The sequence below is a fragment of the Massilia sp. UYP32 genome (genome assembly GCF_050434365.1).
GTDB classification, from domain to species: Bacteria; Pseudomonadota; Gammaproteobacteria; order Burkholderiales; family Burkholderiaceae_D; genus Telluria; species Telluria timonae.
In genome coordinates, this window is sequence record NZ_JBNDIK010000007.1 from 93,160 (window position 1) to 110,076 (window position 16,917).

Consider the following 16,917-nt stretch of genomic DNA (forward strand, 5'->3'; position numbering starts at 1 on the left):
ATTCAAGGTTGCGGCCCGGCGCTGCCGAGCTGGAAGGTGGGGGCCGGCACCTCGGCCATGCAGGCGGCGTCGAGTTTGTCTTGCGGCCGGTCGAGGAAGGCGCGCAGCAGGCGCGGCGCGCAGCCGAGCTGCGACACGCCGTGGCCGGCATTGGCCACCACGACGTGCTGGGCCCGGGCCATCGATGTCGCGGCCGCCTCCGCGCGGTGCGGCGGCGTGACCGGATCGAGGGCGCCCGAGAGCAGCAGGGCCGGCGCCTCGATGCGCGCCGGCCGCACATACGGCACCGCCGGCACCTTGATGTCCTGGCACAGCTTGGGGATCATCTCGGCCAGCGGGCGCGCCAGCACGGCGGCGTCGGATTTCATCAGTTCGGGCGTGAAGCGCGGCACGTCTTCGGCGCACACCACGGCGAAGTGCAGCAGCATCGACATGCTGGCGTCGTTGCCGAAGTCGCCGGCCAGGTTCTGGCGCGCGACGAAAGGCTCCCAGCGTCCACGGCTGGCGCTGTGGATCAGGAAGGGCAGGCGGCGCGCATCGGCCGGCGCATACAGGATGTTGTGCACGGTGCCCAGGAAGCGCTGCGAACTCATGGTGAATTCGGTCGGCTCGGCGGTGCGTGGATTCGGCAGCGACAGGCGCACATTGCCCGACTCGACCTTCTGAACCAGCGCATCGAACTCGGCGCGCAGGTTCGGGTAGGCTTTGTTGCAAGCAGCATCTTTGGCGCAGGCGGCGAACAGGCCGTCCAGCGCCGCCTGGCCGTCACGCCCGCCGGCCGGGATCACCTGGTCGGGCGCGGCCACGCCGTCCAGCACCAGGCTGCGTACGCTGTCCGGATAAGCGCGCGCATAGGCCTGGCCCAGGCGGGTGCCGTAGGAGCCGCCCCACAGGTTCACCTGGCGGTAGCCCAGCGCGCGCCGCACCTGCTCCAGGTCGCGCGCGGCGGCCGCCGTGGTGTAGGCGGCCAGCGGCTGCTTGTTATTGGCGATGCAGGCGCGCAGCTCGGCCATCAGCTGGTCGTCCGTCATGCGCTCGTGTTCCGGCTTGCTTTCGCAATCGAGCTTGCCCGAACGGCCGGTGCCGCGCTGGTCGATGAAGACGATGTCGCGGGTGGCGCGCACCCGGTCGAAGGCGAGCTTGAGCAGGGGCAGCACGTCGCTGCCGGCCTGGCCGGGGCCGCCCGCCAGCACGAACAGCGGGTCGCCGCGCGTGCCCTGGCGATAGGCCGGGGCGACGGTGACGTGCAGCTTGAGGGTGCCGGATTGCGGCTTGGCATGATCGAGCGGCACGTCGACGGTCACGCAGCGCAGCGCTTCGACCACGCCGGGCAGGTGGCAGCTGCGTTCGGTCGTCGCCGGCGCCGGCGTGCTGGCAGCGGGCTGGGCGCTGGCAAGGCTCGTCGCCAGGAGTGGCAGGAACAGTATGGCGGGCAGAATCTTAGATCTCTTCACAGCATCTCCTCAGGTTGCAACGATGATAAGTTCGCGCTGTTTCTCCGGTCAACCGATTGTTTCAACAACGCATCAAGGCATGCGTATCGGGTAGCAGCCCGCAGGCAAGCGCGTGGAGACGTTGCGCTCGACGCGGATGAGGATTGACGGCAAGGCGGTGGCGGGGTATGATTGCCGGCTTTCCGTTTGCTCAGGAAAGACAATAAGGACGAGTCCGCTGAAGTCTTGTGCGGAACCACCATTTGAGCAATTTTTTCTTTTGGATTAAACATGAAAACTTTTTCCGCTAAGGGCCACGAAGTCCAGCGCGACTGGTTTGTCATCGACGCGACGGACCTGGTCCTCGGACGTGTTGCCAGCGAAGTGGCACTCCGACTGCGCGGCAAGCACAAGCCAGAGTTCACCCCGCACGTCGACACCGGCGATTTCATCGTCGTGATCAACGCCGGCAAACTGCGCGTGACCGGCACCAAGGCCACCGCAAAAACGTACTACCGTCACTCGGGCTACCCGGGCGGTATCTACGAAACCAACTTCCTGAAAATGCAACAGCGTTTCCCAGGCCGCGCACTCGAGAAGGCTGTCAAGGGCATGCTGCCTAAGGGCCCACTCGGCTACGCCATGATCAAGAAGCTGAAAGTGTACGCGGAAGGCACCCACCCGCACGCTGCTCAGCAACCACAAGCACTGACCCTCTAAGGAACTGACATGATCGGTAACTACAACTACGGCACCGGCCGTCGCAAGAGTGCAGTCGCTCGCGTGTTCATCAAAGCTGGCACCGGCCAGATCATCGTGAATGGTAAGCCGGCATCGGAATACTTCTCGCGTGAAACCGGCCTGATGGTGATCCGTCAGCCGCTGGAACTGACCGGCAACGTCGAGCGTTTCGACATCAAGGTCAACGTGCACGGCGGTGGCGAATCGGGCCAGGCTGGCGCCGTCCGTCACGGCATCACCCGCGCACTGATCGACTACGACGCAGGCCTCAAGGGCGACCTGGCACGTGCCGGTTTCGTCACCCGTGACGCCCGTGAAGTCGAGCGTAAGAAAGTTGGTCTGCGCAAAGCACGTCGCGCAAAGCAATTCTCGAAGCGTTAATTGTCTTCCTCAGTGCCTTCGGGCACTGGTTCAGAAAAGCCGTCCGCCGCAAGGTTGGGCGGCTTTTTTGCATGAGCCTGTCTCAGTAGGCGGGAGTCGCTGCTGGCGCGCCTGACAAGCGTGGGCTGCGTTGCTCGTCGTTGCATGGCGCGCCATGCGGCCTCCTCGCGCCTTGTCCACGCTTGCCATGCATCGCCATCAGCTTCCCCCCGCCTACTGAGACAGGCTCGGGACAGGTACAACGCCCGCATACACAGGCTGTTAAAATGCAGCCTCGTCCTGGGAAAGGGCCTTTTTACCATTATTGAAGGAACAGATATGATTAAAGTTGGCATCGTCGGCGGAACCGGATACACGGGCGTGGAATTGCTGCGGCTGTTGGCCGTTCATCCGGATGTGCAACTGACCGCGATCACCTCGCGCAAGGAAGACGGCCTGCCGGTGGCCGATATGTTTCCTTCGCTGCGCGGTCGCGTCGATATCGCCTTCTCGAGCCCGGACAAGGCCGATCTGAAGCAGTGCGACGTGGTGTTTTTCGCCACCCCGCACGGCGTGGCGATGGCCCAGGCGCCCGAGCTGCTGGCGGCCGGCGTCAAGGTGATCGACCTGGCGGCGGACTTCCGCATCAAGGACCGCGCCGTCTTCGAAAAATGGTACAAGATCGAGCACACCGCGCCCGAGCTGCTGGATGAAGCCGTCTATGGCTTGCCGGAACTGAACCGCGACGATATCAAGGGCGCACGCCTGATCGCCAATCCGGGTTGCTATCCGACCACGATGCAGCTGGGCTTCTATCCGCTGCTCAAGGCCGGCCTGATCGACGCCGGCAGCCTGATCGCCGACTGCAAGTCGGGCGTCTCCGGCGCCGGCCGCAAGGCCGAGATCGGCACGCTGTTCTCGGAGTCGAGCGACAACTTCAAGGCCTACGGCGTGCATGGCCACCGCCACACCCCGGAAACCTCGGCCCAGCTGGCGCGCTATACCGACCAGAAGGTCGGCCTGATCTTCACCCCGCACCTGGTGCCGATGATCCGCGGCATGCACGCGACCCTGTACGCGCGCCTGACGAAGGAAATCGACAACGCCGCCCTGCAGGCGCTGTTCGAAGAACAATACAAGGACAGCGAATTCGTCGACGTCATGCCGTTCGGCTCGCACCCGGAAACGCGCTCGACCCGCGGCTCGAACATGCTGCGCCTGGCGCTGCACCGTCCGGAAGGCACGGATACCGTCGTGATCCTGGTGGTGCAGGACAACCTGGTCAAGGGCGCGTCGGGCCAGGCCGTGCAGTGCATGAACCTGATGTTCGGCCTGCAAGAGTCGAAGGGCCTGCAGCAGATCGCGCTGTTGCCATAACGCTGTTGCCATAATCGTCACCCTTGATCTGCGACCCGACGCAGATCAAAGCGACGACCTTTGAGCCGGGTAAATTGACTGTTGGATACACCCACTCCAACGGTCAATTTTCCTCAGAGGTGCGTCATGTTCGGTCGACAAGTAAAAAGCGAAATAGACAGCCTGGTCGGAATTTCGGCCCGCATCGAAGGGGACCTGTGTTTCACCGGCGGACTGCGCATCGACGGCGAAGTCCATGGCAATGTGGTGGCGGTGGATGGCGCCGACAGCATGCTGATCGTGTCGGAGCACGCGCGGATCGAAGGCGAGGTGCGCTGCGCCAGCCTGGTGGTCAATGGTTATATCGCCGGCGCGGTTTACTCGTCGGAACTCCTTGAATTACAGCCGAAAGGCCGCATTAATGGGGATGTACACTACCGTTTGCTCGAGATGCACGGTGGGGCGTTGGTAACAGGTAAATTGACGCACCAACCCGCCAGCGAGCCGGTGTTTCATCTAGCCGACGCCGTCGAAGGCTCGGCAGCATGACTTCCGCCAACCGTCTATAATGGACGGTGTTTGATTTATTCAGGAGCTTTCCCATGACCGCAGTCGCCGAAGTGCAAGATTTCGACACGATTCCCGTACCAATCAACTTCACCGACAGCGCCGCTCAGAAAGTTGCTCAGCTGATCGAAGAAGAAGGCAACCCCGACCTCAAGCTGCGCGTCTTCGTGCAGGGCGGTGGCTGCTCGGGCTTCCAATATGGTTTCACCTTCGACGAGATCGTCAATGAAGACGACACGACGATGGAAAAGAACGGCGTCCAGCTGCTGATCGACTCGATGAGCTACCAGTACCTGGTCGGCGCCGAGATCGACTACAAGGACGACCTCGAAGGCGCCCAGTTCGTGATCAAGAATCCGAACGCCACCTCGACCTGCGGCTGCGGTTCGTCGTTCTCGGCGTAATCGTTGCCTGCCCATCCAGACCGCGGTCTGGATCATCGACGGCCCGCTCCTGCGGGCCGTTTGTATTTGCTATCTATGCAGCCGACCTGCAGTGGTAGCATGACGCTTTTTTGAGACAGAGATAGCCATGACCGTATTCGCGATGCCCGTGTTCGACGCCACCGTCATCTATGAGGGCAAGGAATTGTTCAAGGGGCAGGGCGCCGCCAAAGGCTGGGCCGAGAAGCTGGCCCGGGAAATCGAGAGCGAGGTCACGGTGGAAAAAATCGGCACCGGCTGGGCGTTGTGCGGCGTGGTCGATGGCGCGCCGTGCCAGTGGGGCATCCTCGGCCAGCGGCTCAAGCGTTTCGACTGACGCCGCAACCTATCAATCCAATAGCAAGGTAAGCAATGAACAAGAACGAGCTCGCGAAATTCGATGCGAAGAAGCTGATGAACAAGATGGGCCCCAAGGGCGCCGTCGTCGGCAAGCCCGGGGATGCGCCGGCAGCGGACCGCCGCGAACAACGCGAGCGCGACCGTGCGCTGGGGCTGGTGCCGTTCGCCGTCAAGCTCAATGGCGACCTGGTCAAGCAGCTGCAGGCGCAGAGCAAGGAGCAGGGCGTCGACCTGAACGAGCTGGTGGCGCAGTTGCTGCAAAAAGGCCTGGCCGCCTGAGTTTCAGGCTGGATACAAGGCGCCCAGGATGCGCGGACCGCGCGCGCCGGTGACCGCCGCCAGGTTGCCCGGTTCGCGGTTGGCGAAACGCCAGCCCAGCCAGGCGAAGGCCAGCGCCTCGACCCGGTTCGGCGCCACGCCCAGTTCCGCCGTCGAGGCCACTTTCACGCCGCCCAGCCCGGCGCCAATGGCGCGCAGCAGGGCGCCGTTGTAGGCGCCGCCGCCGCAGACGTACACCGCATCCGGCGTCACGCCTTCCTCGATGATCGCGCGCGCGATCGTCACCGCCGTCAATTGCACCAGGGTTGCCTGCACGTCGGCCGACGCGAGATTGCCGAAGGGCGAGAGATTGGCATCGAGCCATGGCGCATGGAACAGGTCGCGTCCGGTGCTCTTGGGCGCCGGCTGGCGGAAATACGGTTCGTCGAGCAGGGCGTCCAGCAGCGGCTGGTGGACAGTGCCGGTCGCACCCCAGGCGCCATCCTCGTCATAGGCGCGCCCCAGGTGGCGCGCGATCCACAGGTCGAGCAAGACATTGCCCGGACCGGTATCGAAACCGGTCACGCGGCCGTCGCCGTGCAGCACGCTGATATTGCCGATGCCGCCGATGTTGACCACCACGCGCGCCGTGCCCGGCTTGCCAAAGGCGGCCTCGTGGAAGGCCGGCACCAGCGGCGCGCCCTGGCCGCCGGCGGCGACGTCGCGGCTGCGGAAGTCGGCGATCACGTCGATGCCGATCAGCTCGGCCAGCAGGGCCGGGTTATTGGTCTGGCGCGTAAAACCCAGCTCGGGGCGGTGGCGGATGGTCTGGCCGTGGACGGCGACGGCGGCCACCGGGCCGGGGCTGGATGGCAGCAGTGCGCGCACGCAGTCGGCGTAGGCCAGGGCCAGGCCGTTGGCGGCCAGCGCCTCGCGCTCCAGCTCGTTGTCGCTGGCGGCCTGCAGGGCCATCAATTCGCTGCGCAATGCGGCGGGGAAAGGCGTGAAGGCGGCGGCCACGGTCTGGATGGCGCCATTGCTGAAGTCGGCCAGCACGCCGTCGACGCCGTCGAGGCTGGTGCCGGACATCAGGCCGATGTAGAGGGAAGGTGTCTCGGTCATTGTTGTATCGGGTTCAGGTGCCTATAGAGGCCAGCAAGCATACAAAAGAAAACGCCCTCCGGCATCGAAATGCGAGGAGGGCGTTTTTATACAGGACGGTGCGGCTTAGCGGGCTGCCATCGACGAGCCGCTTGGCGCCATCAGCGAGAAGCGGTGGTTCATCTCGGCGGCTGCCATGCGGAAGCGTGCCAGTTCGGCCTGGTTCAGCGGTTGCTGGGCCAGCGACTTGAACTTGTTCGGGTCCTTGGCCACGCCTGCGACGCGGAATTCGTAGTGCAGGTGCGGGCCGGTCGACCAGCCGGTCGAGCCGACGTAGCCGATCACCTGGCCCTGGCTGATCTTGGCGCCCTTGCGCATGCCTGGCGCGATGCGGCTCATGTGGGCGTAGGCGGTGCTGTAGTTCGACCAGTGCTTCAGGACGACCATATTGCCGTAGCCATTGCCGTTGCCCGCGAAATCGACGGTGGCGTCGGCCACGGCGCGGATCGGGGTGCCGGTGGCGGCGGCGAAGTCGACGCCTTTATGCGCCTTGAACTTGCCCGAGATCGGGTGCACGCGCATCGAGAAGCCCGACGAGACGCGCGAGTATTGCAGTGGCGACTTGAGGAAGGCTTTCTTGAGCGACTTGCCGTCCAGCGAGTAGTAACCACCCTGCTTGGAGACCGGATCTTCGTACCACACCGACTGGTAGCTGGTGCCGCGGTTGACGAATTCGCCGGCCAGGATGCGGCCGGTCTTGATCAGTTCGCCGTCGAGCCAGAAGGTTTCGTACACGACATTGAAACGGTCGCCGCGCTTGACGTCGCTGCGGAAGTCGATATTGGTCGAGAACATCTCGATAATCTGGCCAACGATCGAATCCGGGATGCTGCCGCCGTCGACGTTGGCGTCGGTGGCCGCGTACAGCGAGCTGGTGATTTCGCGCGAACGCATCTCGACGCGGCGCTCGAGCTTGGCCGGCGCCTCGAGGGCGACGAATTCCTCGCCCTTGCGCTGCACGGTGATCGTGCGTGCTTCGCCGCTCTTGCCGTCGCTGACGGTGGCGCGCATCGACAGCAGCAGGCCGTTCTCGTCGGTCTCGGCCTGGATGCGCTTGCCGGTCTGGAGCGACAGCAGGCGCTTTGCGAGCTTGTCGGAGCGAACGAACTTTTGCGCTTGCGCGTCTTCGATGCCGAGGCGGGTGAAGAGCGAGCCGAGCGAATCGCCGCGGCGGATGCGTTCTTCGTGGATGAATTGCTGCTCGTCTTGCTGGAGCGCGGCGATCTGGTCGGCCAGGTTCGGCAGTTCCAGGTCTTGCGCAACGGAGGTGACGGGCAGGTCGGAGGGATCGGGAGCGATCGGTGCAACGCCCACGGCGCCAAAGGCGCACACGCTCAGGAAGACGGCGCCGGCGCTCAGGACGCGGGCTTTGCGGGTCTTCGGCAGCAGCGCTAGCAGGCTTTTACCAGTGATTTTCTGTATAGGGTTCATGCAATCAGTTAAAATTTGCGGCTGAACTTTCAAGGGCCATGTATTGCGTTTCCGAAAAAGTTTTCTCTAGGAAACGAAAACAGGATCGTGAATTATACCAAAAGAAGTGGTCCTACAACCGTTTTAGCCAATTTCCTACACGAATTTTATGACCTCAAATGCAGCTGGTGCTAGCACTCCGGCAACTTCCATTAATGCTTTGCCACTGACTGACAAGGTCCTTGAGTCCCTCGCGATCGCCAAGCGCGGCGTCGACGAACTGTTGATCGAGAGCGATTTTGCGCAAAAACTGGCGCGCTCGGAGCAGACCGGCAAGCCGCTGCGCATCAAGCTGGGGCTGGATCCGACGGCCCCGGATTTGCATCTCGGCCACACTGTCGTACTGAATAAATTGCGTCAATTGCAAGACCTGGGTCACCAGGTGATCTTTTTGATCGGCGACTTCACTTCCATGATTGGCGACCCGTCGGGCCGCAACGCCACCCGTCCGCCGCTGACCCGCGAGCAGGTCGAGGAAAACGCGATGACGTATTTCCGCCAGGCCTCGCTGGTGCTGGACGCCAGCCGTACGGAAATCCGCTACAACTCCGAATGGTGCGATCCTTTGGGCGCGCGCGGCATGATCCAGCTCGCCTCGCGATACACCGTGGCCCGCATGATGGAGCGCGACGACTTTACCAAGCGCTACAAGAGTGGGACTCCGATCGCCGTGCATGAGTTCCTCTATCCGCTGATGCAGGGCTACGATTCGGTCGCTTTGCAGTCAGACCTTGAGCTGGGTGGAACGGACCAGAAATTCAACTTGCTGGTTGGCCGCGAGCTGCAGAAGGACTACGGCCAGGAGCCGCAGTGCATCCTGACCATGCCGCTGCTGGAAGGCCTGGACGGCGTCGACAAGATGTCCAAGTCCAAGAACAACTATATTGGCATCACCGAAGCGCCGAACAGCATGTTCGGCAAACTGATGAGCATCTCGGACGAGATGATGTGGAAGTACTTCAACTTGCTGTCGTTCCGCTCGCTCGACGACATCGCGCAATTGAAGGCGACGATCGACGGCGGCGCCAATCCGCGCGATGCGAAAGTGGCGCTGGGCAAGGAAATCGTCACGCGCTTCCACTCGGCCGCTGCGGCCGACGACGCGCTGGCCGACTTCGTCAACCGCTCCAAGGGCGGCATTCCGGACGACGTGCCGGAAGTGTCGCTGTCCGGCGCTCCGCTGGGCCTGCCGCAACTGCTGAAGGCCGCCGGCCTGTGCGCCTCGACCTCGGAAGCCATGCGCATGGTCGACCAGGGCGGCGTGCGCATCGACGGCGCCGTGGTCAGCGACAAGGGGCTGCAAGTGGCTGCCGGCACCGTCGTGGTGCAAGTCGGCAAGCGCAAGTTCGCCCGCGTCACGCTCGCATGATTGGCCTGCTGCAACGCGTGAGCGAAGCGGCGGTGCGCGTCGACGGCCAGACCGTCGGCGCCATCGGGCCCGGCCTGATGGTGTTGGTGTGCGCCGAAAAGGGCGATACCGAACGCGAGGCCGACCTGCTGCTGACCAAGCTGCTGGGGTACCGCGTGTTTTCCGACGAGGCCGGCAAGATGAATCGCAGCGTGACGGACACTGGCGGCGGCCTGCTGCTGGTGCCGCAGTTCACCCTGGCGGCCGATACGAAATCGGGCACGCGTCCTTCGTTCTCGCCGGCCGCCGCGCCGGAAGACGGACGGCGCCTGTTCGAGCATGTCGTGCGCCAGGCGCGCGAGCGCCATGGCATTGTCGAGACCGGCGTATTTGGTGCCGACATGAAAGTGTCACTCATCAACGATGGCCCGGTCACATTCTGGCTGCGTATTGATCCCGTCGGGGCGGCGCGCTGAAACCCGCGCCTGGCGCCAAGGTCAAATTTAGTAGCCAGGGAGGTCATATGCGAATCTGGAGCGATTCATTCACCGATGGGGCCGACATCCCCGCCGCTTACGCGTTCGCGGTCAGCGATCCTGATGCCCACGTCAAGCTGTCGAGCAACCGCAATCCCCATATCGCCTGGGACGACGTGCCGGCCGGCACGCAGTCGCTGGTACTGATCTGCCACGATCCCGACGTGCCGTCCGAAGGCGGCGACGTCAACAAGGAAGGCCGTACCGTACCGGCCGCCTTGCCGCGCGTCGATTTTTTCCACTGGACGCTGGCCGACATCCCGGTCTGCCTCAAGTCGCTGGCCGAAGGCATGTTTTCCGATATGGTCACGCCGCATGGAAAGCCCGGTCCCGAAGTCGCCTTCACCGTCAAGAACGGCACCGAACACCAGCTGCGCCACGGCGTCAACGACTATACCGGCTGGTTCGCGGGCGACCCCGACATGGCGGGCGAGTTCTACGGCTATGACGGCCCGTGCCCGCCATGGAACGACGAGCGCGTGCACCATTATGTGTTTACGCTGTATGCGCTCGACATCCCGCGCCTGCCGCTGGAGGGGCGGTTCACAGGCCACGAGGCGCGCATGGCGATCCAGGGGCATATCCTGGACGAAGCGCGTATCTTCGGCACGTACTCGCTCAATCCGCGCATCGTGGCCGACCTGTCCAAATAAATCATTTCGCTGCCCCGAGGTTCGGGTGCAAGAACCTCATGACCCAGAACGCAACGCCCGCGGGCGCCACCACCATCCTCCTGATCCGCCACGGCGAAACCGCCTGGAATGCCGAGCGCCGGCTGCAGGGCCATCTCGATATCGCACTCAATGCCGAAGGCGAGCGCCAGGCCGCGGCGCTCGGCGCGGCGCTGGCCGGCGAACGCATCGACCTGGTCGTGTCGAGCGACCTGGCGCGTGCGCGGCAGACGGCCGAGGCGATCGTGCGCGCCCGCGGCCCGCACGGGATCGATCGCCCGGGTCCGCAGCGCGACCCCCAGCTGCGCGAACGCTGCTACGGCGGCTTCGAAGGCTTGCTCTACAGCGAAATCGCGGCCCGCTTTCCGCTCGAGTTCGCCGCCTGGCAGGCGCGCAACGTCGATGCGGTCCTGCCACCGGGTAAGAATCAGGGTGAAACTTTCCGCAGCTTCTACGAGCGCGCCACGAAGGCGATCCTGGGCCATGCGGCGCGCCACCCCGGCCAGACCCTGGCGCTGGTGGCGCACGGCGGTGTGCTCGAGTGCGCCTACCGGGCGGCTCTCGGCCTGCCGCTGGAAACGCCGCGCGACTTCAAGGTGCACAACGCCAGCATCAACCGTTTCGTGGTCGAGCAGGGCTGCTTGACACTGGTCAGCTGGGGTGAAATTGGTCACTTGCGCCAGACGGCGCTGGACGACTTGCCCTGACAGCCAAGCGCGTAAAACAGGCGCGACAACGCCTGTTTCTTCGGCCTGCCAATATCGCACACGCAACAATCACATTAATTTTGCTGATAATTTGAGCAGCGCTTGGGGTAAAATAGCAGGTTCCCAAGAAACTTCTGAGTTTTTCTGCTGTGCAAATCGGTCCATATCACCTGCGTAATAACGTCTTTGTCGCCCCCATGGCCGGAGTGACGGACCGTCCGTTCCGGCAGCTGTGCAAGCAGCTCGGCGCGGGCTATGCGGTGTCCGAAATGGCGGCGTCGAACCCGCGCCTGTGGGCCAGCGAGAAGACCTCGCGCCGCATCGACCACGCGGGCGAGATGGAGCCGAAGGCGGTGCAGATCGCCGGCGCCGATCCTAAAGACCTCGCCGATTGCGCGAAGTTCAACGTCGAGCGCGGCGCCCAGATCATCGACATCAATATGGGGTGCCCGGTCAAGAAGGTGTGCAATAGCTGGTGCGGTTCGGCCCTGTTGCAGCACGAAGACCTGGTCGAGCGCATCCTGCACGCCGTGGTCGAGGCGGTCGACGTGCCGGTCACCCTGAAGTTCCGCACCGGCTGGGATCGCCAAAACAAGAACGCGCTACGCATTGCGCGCCTGGCCGAGCAGGCCGGCATCCAGATGCTGACCCTGCACGGCCGCACCCGCGCCGACGGCTACAAGGGCGAGGCCGAATACGACACCATCCGCGCCGTGAAGCAGGCGGTGAGCATCCCGCTGGTGGCCAATGGCGACATCACGACGCCCGAGAAGGCGAAGTTCGTGCTCGACCATACCGGCGCCGATGCGGTCATGATCGGCCGCGCGGCCCAGGGCCGTCCCTGGATCTGCCGCGAGATCGACCACTACCTGCGCACCGGCGAACACCTGCCGGCGCCGCTGGTGGACGAAGTGCGCGAATTGATGAACGAGCACTTGCCGGCCCATTACGCCTTCTACGGCGAATACGTCGGCGTGCGCACCGCGCGCAAGCACATCGGCTGGTATGTACAAGACCTGCCGGGCGGCGAGGAATTCCGGCAGCGCATGAACTTGCTTGAATCGACGGTCGAGCAACTGGCGGCGGTCGATGAGTTTTTCAAATCGCAGCACAGGCATGGCGAGCGGTTACAATACCGCCCCGCGCATCCTGGCCTCGACGCGATCGCGGCATAGGCAAGTCCGGCAGCACGCAGCAAACCAGAACAAGAACACGGGGACGCGCTTCGCGAGAGCGGAGCAATCATTAAACCAGGATGAAGCAGCAGAAGACATGAGCAAAGAAAGTATCCAGGAAGTCGTCCAGAAGAGTCTCGAAGACTATTTCAACGATCTGGGCGAACAAAAGCCGACCAACATCTACGACATGATGGTGTTGACCGTCGAAAAGCCCGTCCTCGAAGTCGTCATGTCGCGTGCCGACGGCAACCAGTCGCACGCCGCACAGATGCTGGGCATTAACCGGAACACTTTGCGCAAGAAACTGCAGGAGCACGGGCTGCTCTAAGCGTGACCCACGTGGCCGCGCACCGGGCGCGCGGCCATGACCGGATCCCCGATCCGCCTGCCCGCCGCCAGGAATTCTCAACCATAGGCCACACCATGATCAAACAAGCTCTCATTTCCGTATCCGACAAGACCGGCGTGCTCGATTTCGCGCGCGCGCTCTCTTCGCTCGGCGTCAACATCCTGTCCACCGGCGGCACCGCCAAGCTGCTGCAGGATAACGGCGTGCCGGTGACCGAAGTCGCCGACTACACCGGTTTCCCGGAAATGCTGGATGGCCGCGTCAAGACCCTGCACCCGAAGGTGCACGGCGGCATCCTGGCGCGCCGCGATTTTCCTGAGCACGTCGCCAAGCTGGAAGAGCACGGCATTCCGCAGATCGACATGGTCGTGGTCAACCTGTACCCGTTCCAGCAGACCGTCGCCAAGGAAGAGTGCTCGCTGGAAGATGCAATCGAGAACATCGACATCGGCGGCCCGACCATGCTGCGTTCGGCGGCCAAGAACCACCGCGACGTGGTCGTGATCGTCGACCCGCTTGACTATGGTGTGGTGCTGGCCGAGATGAAGGGCCAGGGTGAAGCCACCGGCCCGGTCAGCTATGAAACCAAGTTCCGCCTGGCCAAGAAAGTGTTCGCGCATACCGCGCAGTACGACGGCGCGATCACCAACTACCTGACCAGCCTGGGCGAAGACCGCGCGCACGCGACCCGTTCGAGCTTCCCGCAGACCCTGAACATGGGCTTCGAGAAAGTCCAGGACATGCGCTACGGCGAGAACCCGCACCAGGGCGCCGCCTTCTACCGCGACCTGGTCACTGTCGATGGCGCACTGGCCAACTACACCCAGCTGCAGGGCAAGGAACTGTCGTACAACAATATCGCCGATGCGGATGCGGCCTGGGAATGCGTCAAGTCGCTGGGCGGTCTCGGCCAGCCGGCCGGCTGCGTGATCGTCAAGCACGCCAACCCGTGCGGCGTGGCGATCGGCGTCGATGCGCTGGACGCCTACTCGCGCGCGCTGCAGACCGACCCGACCTCGGCCTTCGGCGGCATCATCGCCTTCAACGTCGAAGTCGACGGCAAGGCGGCCGAAGCGCTGGCCAAGCTGTTCGTCGAAGTGCTGATCGCGCCATCGTTCACCGCAGAAGCGCGCCAGATCATGGCGGCCAAGCAGAACGTGCGCCTGCTGGAGATCGCGCTGGGCGCCGGCCAGAACGCGTATGACGTCAAGCGCGTCGGCGGCGGCCTGCTGGTGCAGTCGCCGGATGCGAAAAACGTGGGCCTGGGCGAACTGCGCGTGGTCACCAAGAAGCACCCGACCCAGCAGCAGCTGCAAGACATGATGTTCGCCTGGCGCGTGGCCAAGTTCGTCAAGTCGAACGCGATCGTGTTCTGCGCCAATGGCATGACCCTGGGCGTCGGCGCCGGCCAGATGAGCCGCATCGACTCGGCCCGCATCGCCTCGATCAAGGCCCAGAACGCCGGCCTGTCGCTCACCGGTTCGGCCGTGGCGTCGGATGCCTTCTTCCCGTTCCGCGACGGCCTGGACGTGGTGGTCGATGCCGGCGCGACCTGCGTGATCCATCCGGGCGGCTCGATGCGCGACCAGGAAGTGATCGATGCGGCCGACGAGCGCGGCGTGGTGATGCTGTACACCGGCACCCGTCACTTCCGTCACTGATCTGGTAACACCATCGGGCCGGCGGAATTTGCCGGCCCGATGCGATCAAACCGTGGTGAACCTGTGTTTTTGCACAGTATTTTTCCCACTAACACCCCCAGCCGGGGTAACATTCCATAATGATTATTCTCGGCATCGACCCGGGCCTGCGCACGACGGGGTTCGGCGTCATTGAAAAACACGGCGCCAAGCTGCGCTACATCGCCTCGGGCACCATCAAGACCGGGCTGGAGGGCGCTTTGCCGCCGCGGCTCAAGGTCATCCTGCACGGCGTCAGCGAAATCATCGCCACCTACCGCCCGGCCTGTTCGGCCATCGAAAAAGTCTTCGTCAACGTGAACCCGCAATCGACCCTGCTGCTGGGCCAGGCGCGCGGCGCGGCGATCACGGCCCTGGTCAGCGCCGACCTCGACGTGGCCGAATACACGGCGGTGCAGGTGAAGCAGGCCGTGGTCGGCACCGGGAAGGCGGCCAAGCCGCAGGTGCAGGACATGGTCGCGCGCCTGCTCAAGCTGCCGGGCCTGCCGGGCACCGACGCCGCCGACGCCCTGGGCGTCGCCATCTGCCATGCTCACAGCATCGACACCTTGTCGCTACTGGGCACGCTGTCGCCCGATATGCAGGCGCTGCGCATGAAGAACAGCCGTCTCGTCTCTTAATTAGGAACCTTACCGATGATCGGTCGCCTCTCTGGAATCCTGCTCGAAAAAGCGCCGCCGCACGTGCTGGTCGATTGCAATGGCGTCGGCTATGAAGTCGACGTGCCGATGAGCACCTTTTATAACTTGCCGCATACCGGCGAAAAAGTCGTGCTGTTCACCCACCTGGTGGTGCGCGAGGATGCGCACCTGCTGTTCGGCTTCGGCTCCGCTTCCGAACGCGCGTTGTTTCGCCAGCTGATCAAGATCACCGGCATCGGCGCGCGCATGGCGCTGGCGATCCTGTCCGGCATGTCGGTGGCCGAATTGTCGCAGGCCGTCACGCTGCAGGAAACCGGCCGCCTGGTGAAGGTGCCGGGCATCGGCAAGAAGACGGCCGAACGCCTGCTGCTCGAACTGAAAGGCAAGCTGGGCGCCGACATCGGCATGGTCGCCGGCGCGGCGCGTGACGACGCGCAGGTGGACGTGCTCAATGCGCTGGCCGCGCTGGGGTATTCTGACAAGGAAGCGCTCCTCGCGATCAAGAACATGCCGGCCGGCTCGAGCGTCTCGGACGGCATCAAGTTCGCGCTGAAGGCGCTGTCCAAAGGCTGAGGAAGAATCTGAGCAATGAGCATCCAGACCGACAACTTCACCGAACACCGCGTGATCGACGCCGCGCCGGCCTCGCCCAACGAAGAGGCGATCGAACGCGCCTTGCGTCCGAAGCAGCTGGACGAATACGTCGGCCAGGAAAAGATCCGCGATCAGCTCGAGATCTTCATCCACGCGGCGCGCAAGCGGCGCGAGGCGCTCGACCACACCCTGCTGTTCGGTCCGCCGGGCCTGGGTAAAACGACGCTGGCCCACATCATCGCGCGCGAGATGGGCGTCAACCTGCGCCAGACCTCGGGCCCGGTGCTCGAGCGTCCCGGCGACCTGGCGGCGCTGCTCACGAATCTCGAGCCGAACGACGTGCTGTTCATCGACGAGATCCACCGGTTGTCGCCGGTGGTCGAGGAGATTTTGTATCCGGCGCTCGAGGACTACCAGATCGACATCATGATCGGCGAGGGTCCGGCCGCGCGCTCGGTCAAGCTCGACCTGCAGCCGTTCACCCTGGTCGGCGCCACCACCCGCGCCGGCATGCTGACCAATCCGCTGCGCGACCGCTTCGGCATCGTGGCGCGCCTCGAGTTCTACAACGTCGACGAGCTGACCAAGATCGTGGCGCGCAGCGCCGCATTGCTGGAAGCCCCGATCGACGAGGACGGCGCGCGCGAAGTCGCCAAGCGCGCGCGCGGCACGCCGCGTATCGCCAACCGCCTGCTGCGCCGCGTGCGCGACTACGCCGAAGTGAAGGGCAATGGCGAGATCACGCGCGAGATGGCCGACCGCGCGCTCAAGATGCTCGACGTCGACACCGTCGGCTTCGACGTCATGGACCGCAAGCTGCTGGAGGCGGTGCTGTTCAAGTTCGCCGGCGGCCCGGTGGGCATCGGCAACCTGGCGGCGGCAATCGGCGAGGCCGCCGACACCATCGAGGACGTGCTCGAACCGTATCTGATCCAGCAGGGCTATCTGCAGCGCACCCCGCGCGGACGCATCGCCACGCCGCTGGCCTACCAGCACTTCGGCGTCACCGCGCCGCGCATCAGCCCGACGGGCGATTTGTGGGATAACTTGCCTCCCGGCTGAATC

General features: G+C 64.1%; 20 protein-coding genes. 17 read left to right on the plus strand and 3 right to left on the minus strand.

Features of this window, described 5'->3' with window-relative positions; translation table 11 throughout:
• Nucleotides 1–2 precede the first annotated feature (2 nt).
• Nucleotides 3–1,454 (minus strand): alpha/beta hydrolase, encoded by a 1,452-nt coding sequence (locus tag ABIB42_RS07265; RefSeq protein WP_429248150.1) that lies wholly within the window; start codon nt 1,452–1,454, stop codon nt 3–5.
• 270 nt (nt 1,455–1,724) lie between these two features.
• On the opposite strand from ABIB42_RS07265, the gene rplM reads away from it, so the two are divergent.
• The 7 genes from rplM to ABIB42_RS07300 all read left to right on the plus strand — a co-directional run bounded on the left by rplM (nt 1,725) and on the right by ABIB42_RS07300 (nt 5,518).
• Nucleotides 1,725–2,153 carry a 50S ribosomal protein L13 gene (rplM, locus tag ABIB42_RS07270; RefSeq protein WP_005667902.1) on the plus strand — a complete coding sequence of 143 codons (429 nt, stop codon included), beginning with the start codon at nt 1,725–1,727 and terminating at the stop codon, nt 2,151–2,153.
• 9 nt (nt 2,154–2,162) lie between these two features.
• Complete coding sequence (rpsI, locus tag ABIB42_RS07275; RefSeq protein WP_005667904.1) at nt 2,163–2,555, plus strand: 30S ribosomal protein S9; 393 nt, start codon at nt 2,163–2,165, stop codon at nt 2,553–2,555.
• 318 nt (nt 2,556–2,873) lie between these two features.
• Entirely contained in the window at nt 2,874–3,911 is a 1,038-nt protein-coding gene (argC, locus tag ABIB42_RS07280) for an N-acetyl-gamma-glutamyl-phosphate reductase (protein WP_071360439.1), read from the plus strand.
• Nucleotides 3,912–4,037: 126 nt separating this feature from the next.
• A complete protein-coding gene (locus tag ABIB42_RS07285; protein ID WP_005667909.1) occupies nt 4,038–4,439 on the plus strand; it encodes a bactofilin family protein in 402 nt (133 codons plus the stop codon).
• Between the two features lie 53 nt (nt 4,440–4,492).
• Nucleotides 4,493–4,861: an iron-sulfur cluster insertion protein ErpA gene (gene erpA, locus ABIB42_RS07290; protein ID WP_005667912.1), complete on the plus strand. Its 369-nt coding sequence runs from the start codon at nt 4,493–4,495 to the stop codon at nt 4,859–4,861.
• A 127-nt stretch (nt 4,862–4,988) separates the two neighbouring features.
• Nucleotides 4,989–5,216, plus strand: a complete 228-nt coding sequence (locus ABIB42_RS07295) for a hypothetical protein (RefSeq protein ID WP_005667913.1) — start codon at nt 4,989–4,991, stop codon at nt 5,214–5,216.
• Between the two features lie 35 nt (nt 5,217–5,251).
• Complete coding sequence (locus tag ABIB42_RS07300) at nt 5,252–5,518, plus strand: hypothetical protein (RefSeq protein ID WP_005667915.1); 267 nt, start codon at nt 5,252–5,254, stop codon at nt 5,516–5,518.
• A gap of 3 nt (nt 5,519–5,521) precedes the next feature.
• Here ABIB42_RS07300 and ABIB42_RS07305 read toward each other — a convergent pair whose 3' ends face one another.
• Both ABIB42_RS07305 and ABIB42_RS07310 read right to left on the minus strand, forming a co-directional pair.
• Entirely contained in the window at nt 5,522–6,619 is a 1,098-nt protein-coding gene (locus tag ABIB42_RS07305) for an anhydro-N-acetylmuramic acid kinase (RefSeq protein ID WP_429248151.1), read from the minus strand.
• 105 nt (nt 6,620–6,724) lie between these two features.
• Nucleotides 6,725–8,089 carry a M23 family metallopeptidase gene (locus tag ABIB42_RS07310; RefSeq protein WP_219862547.1) on the minus strand — a complete coding sequence of 455 codons (1,365 nt, stop codon included), beginning with the start codon at nt 8,087–8,089 and terminating at the stop codon, nt 6,725–6,727.
• Nucleotides 8,090–8,237: 148 nt separating this feature from the next.
• On the opposite strand from ABIB42_RS07310, the gene tyrS reads away from it, so the two are divergent.
• The 10 genes from tyrS to ruvB all read left to right on the plus strand — a co-directional run bounded on the left by tyrS (nt 8,238) and on the right by ruvB (nt 16,914).
• Nucleotides 8,238–9,497 carry a tyrosine--tRNA ligase gene (gene tyrS, locus ABIB42_RS07315; protein ID WP_071360435.1) on the plus strand — a complete coding sequence of 420 codons (1,260 nt, stop codon included), beginning with the start codon at nt 8,238–8,240 and terminating at the stop codon, nt 9,495–9,497.
• Complete coding sequence (gene dtd, locus ABIB42_RS07320; protein ID WP_005667923.1) at nt 9,494–9,952, plus strand: D-aminoacyl-tRNA deacylase; 459 nt, start codon at nt 9,494–9,496, stop codon at nt 9,950–9,952. The genes tyrS and dtd overlap by 4 nt, the downstream gene beginning before the upstream one ends.
• A 47-nt stretch (nt 9,953–9,999) precedes the next feature.
• Nucleotides 10,000–10,665 carry a YbhB/YbcL family Raf kinase inhibitor-like protein gene (locus ABIB42_RS07325; protein ID WP_005667924.1) on the plus strand — a complete coding sequence of 222 codons (666 nt, stop codon included), beginning with the start codon at nt 10,000–10,002 and terminating at the stop codon, nt 10,663–10,665.
• A 38-nt stretch (nt 10,666–10,703) separates the two neighbouring features.
• Nucleotides 10,704–11,390, plus strand: a complete 687-nt coding sequence (locus ABIB42_RS07330; protein WP_005667926.1) for a histidine phosphatase family protein — start codon at nt 10,704–10,706, stop codon at nt 11,388–11,390.
• 149 nt (nt 11,391–11,539) lie between these two features.
• Entirely contained in the window at nt 11,540–12,565 is a 1,026-nt protein-coding gene (gene dusB, locus ABIB42_RS07335) for a tRNA dihydrouridine synthase DusB (protein WP_429248152.1), read from the plus strand.
• A 97-nt stretch (nt 12,566–12,662) separates the two neighbouring features.
• On the plus strand, nt 12,663–12,896 hold the full coding sequence (locus ABIB42_RS07340; RefSeq protein WP_005667930.1) for a helix-turn-helix domain-containing protein: 234 nt from the start codon (nt 12,663–12,665) through the stop codon (nt 12,894–12,896).
• 95 nt (nt 12,897–12,991) lie between these two features.
• On the plus strand, nt 12,992–14,578 hold the full coding sequence (purH, locus tag ABIB42_RS07345; protein WP_429248153.1) for a bifunctional phosphoribosylaminoimidazolecarboxamide formyltransferase/IMP cyclohydrolase: 1,587 nt from the start codon (nt 12,992–12,994) through the stop codon (nt 14,576–14,578).
• A gap of 119 nt (nt 14,579–14,697) precedes the next feature.
• Complete coding sequence (gene ruvC, locus ABIB42_RS07350; protein WP_071360429.1) at nt 14,698–15,237, plus strand: crossover junction endodeoxyribonuclease RuvC; 540 nt, start codon at nt 14,698–14,700, stop codon at nt 15,235–15,237.
• A 15-nt stretch (nt 15,238–15,252) separates the two neighbouring features.
• Nucleotides 15,253–15,831, plus strand: a complete 579-nt coding sequence (gene ruvA / locus ABIB42_RS07355) for a Holliday junction branch migration protein RuvA (RefSeq protein WP_005667935.1) — start codon at nt 15,253–15,255, stop codon at nt 15,829–15,831.
• Between the two features lie 15 nt (nt 15,832–15,846).
• A complete protein-coding gene (ruvB, locus tag ABIB42_RS07360; RefSeq protein ID WP_005667936.1) occupies nt 15,847–16,914 on the plus strand; it encodes a Holliday junction branch migration DNA helicase RuvB in 1,068 nt (355 codons plus the stop codon).
• Nucleotides 16,915–16,917: the final 3 nt, after the last annotated feature.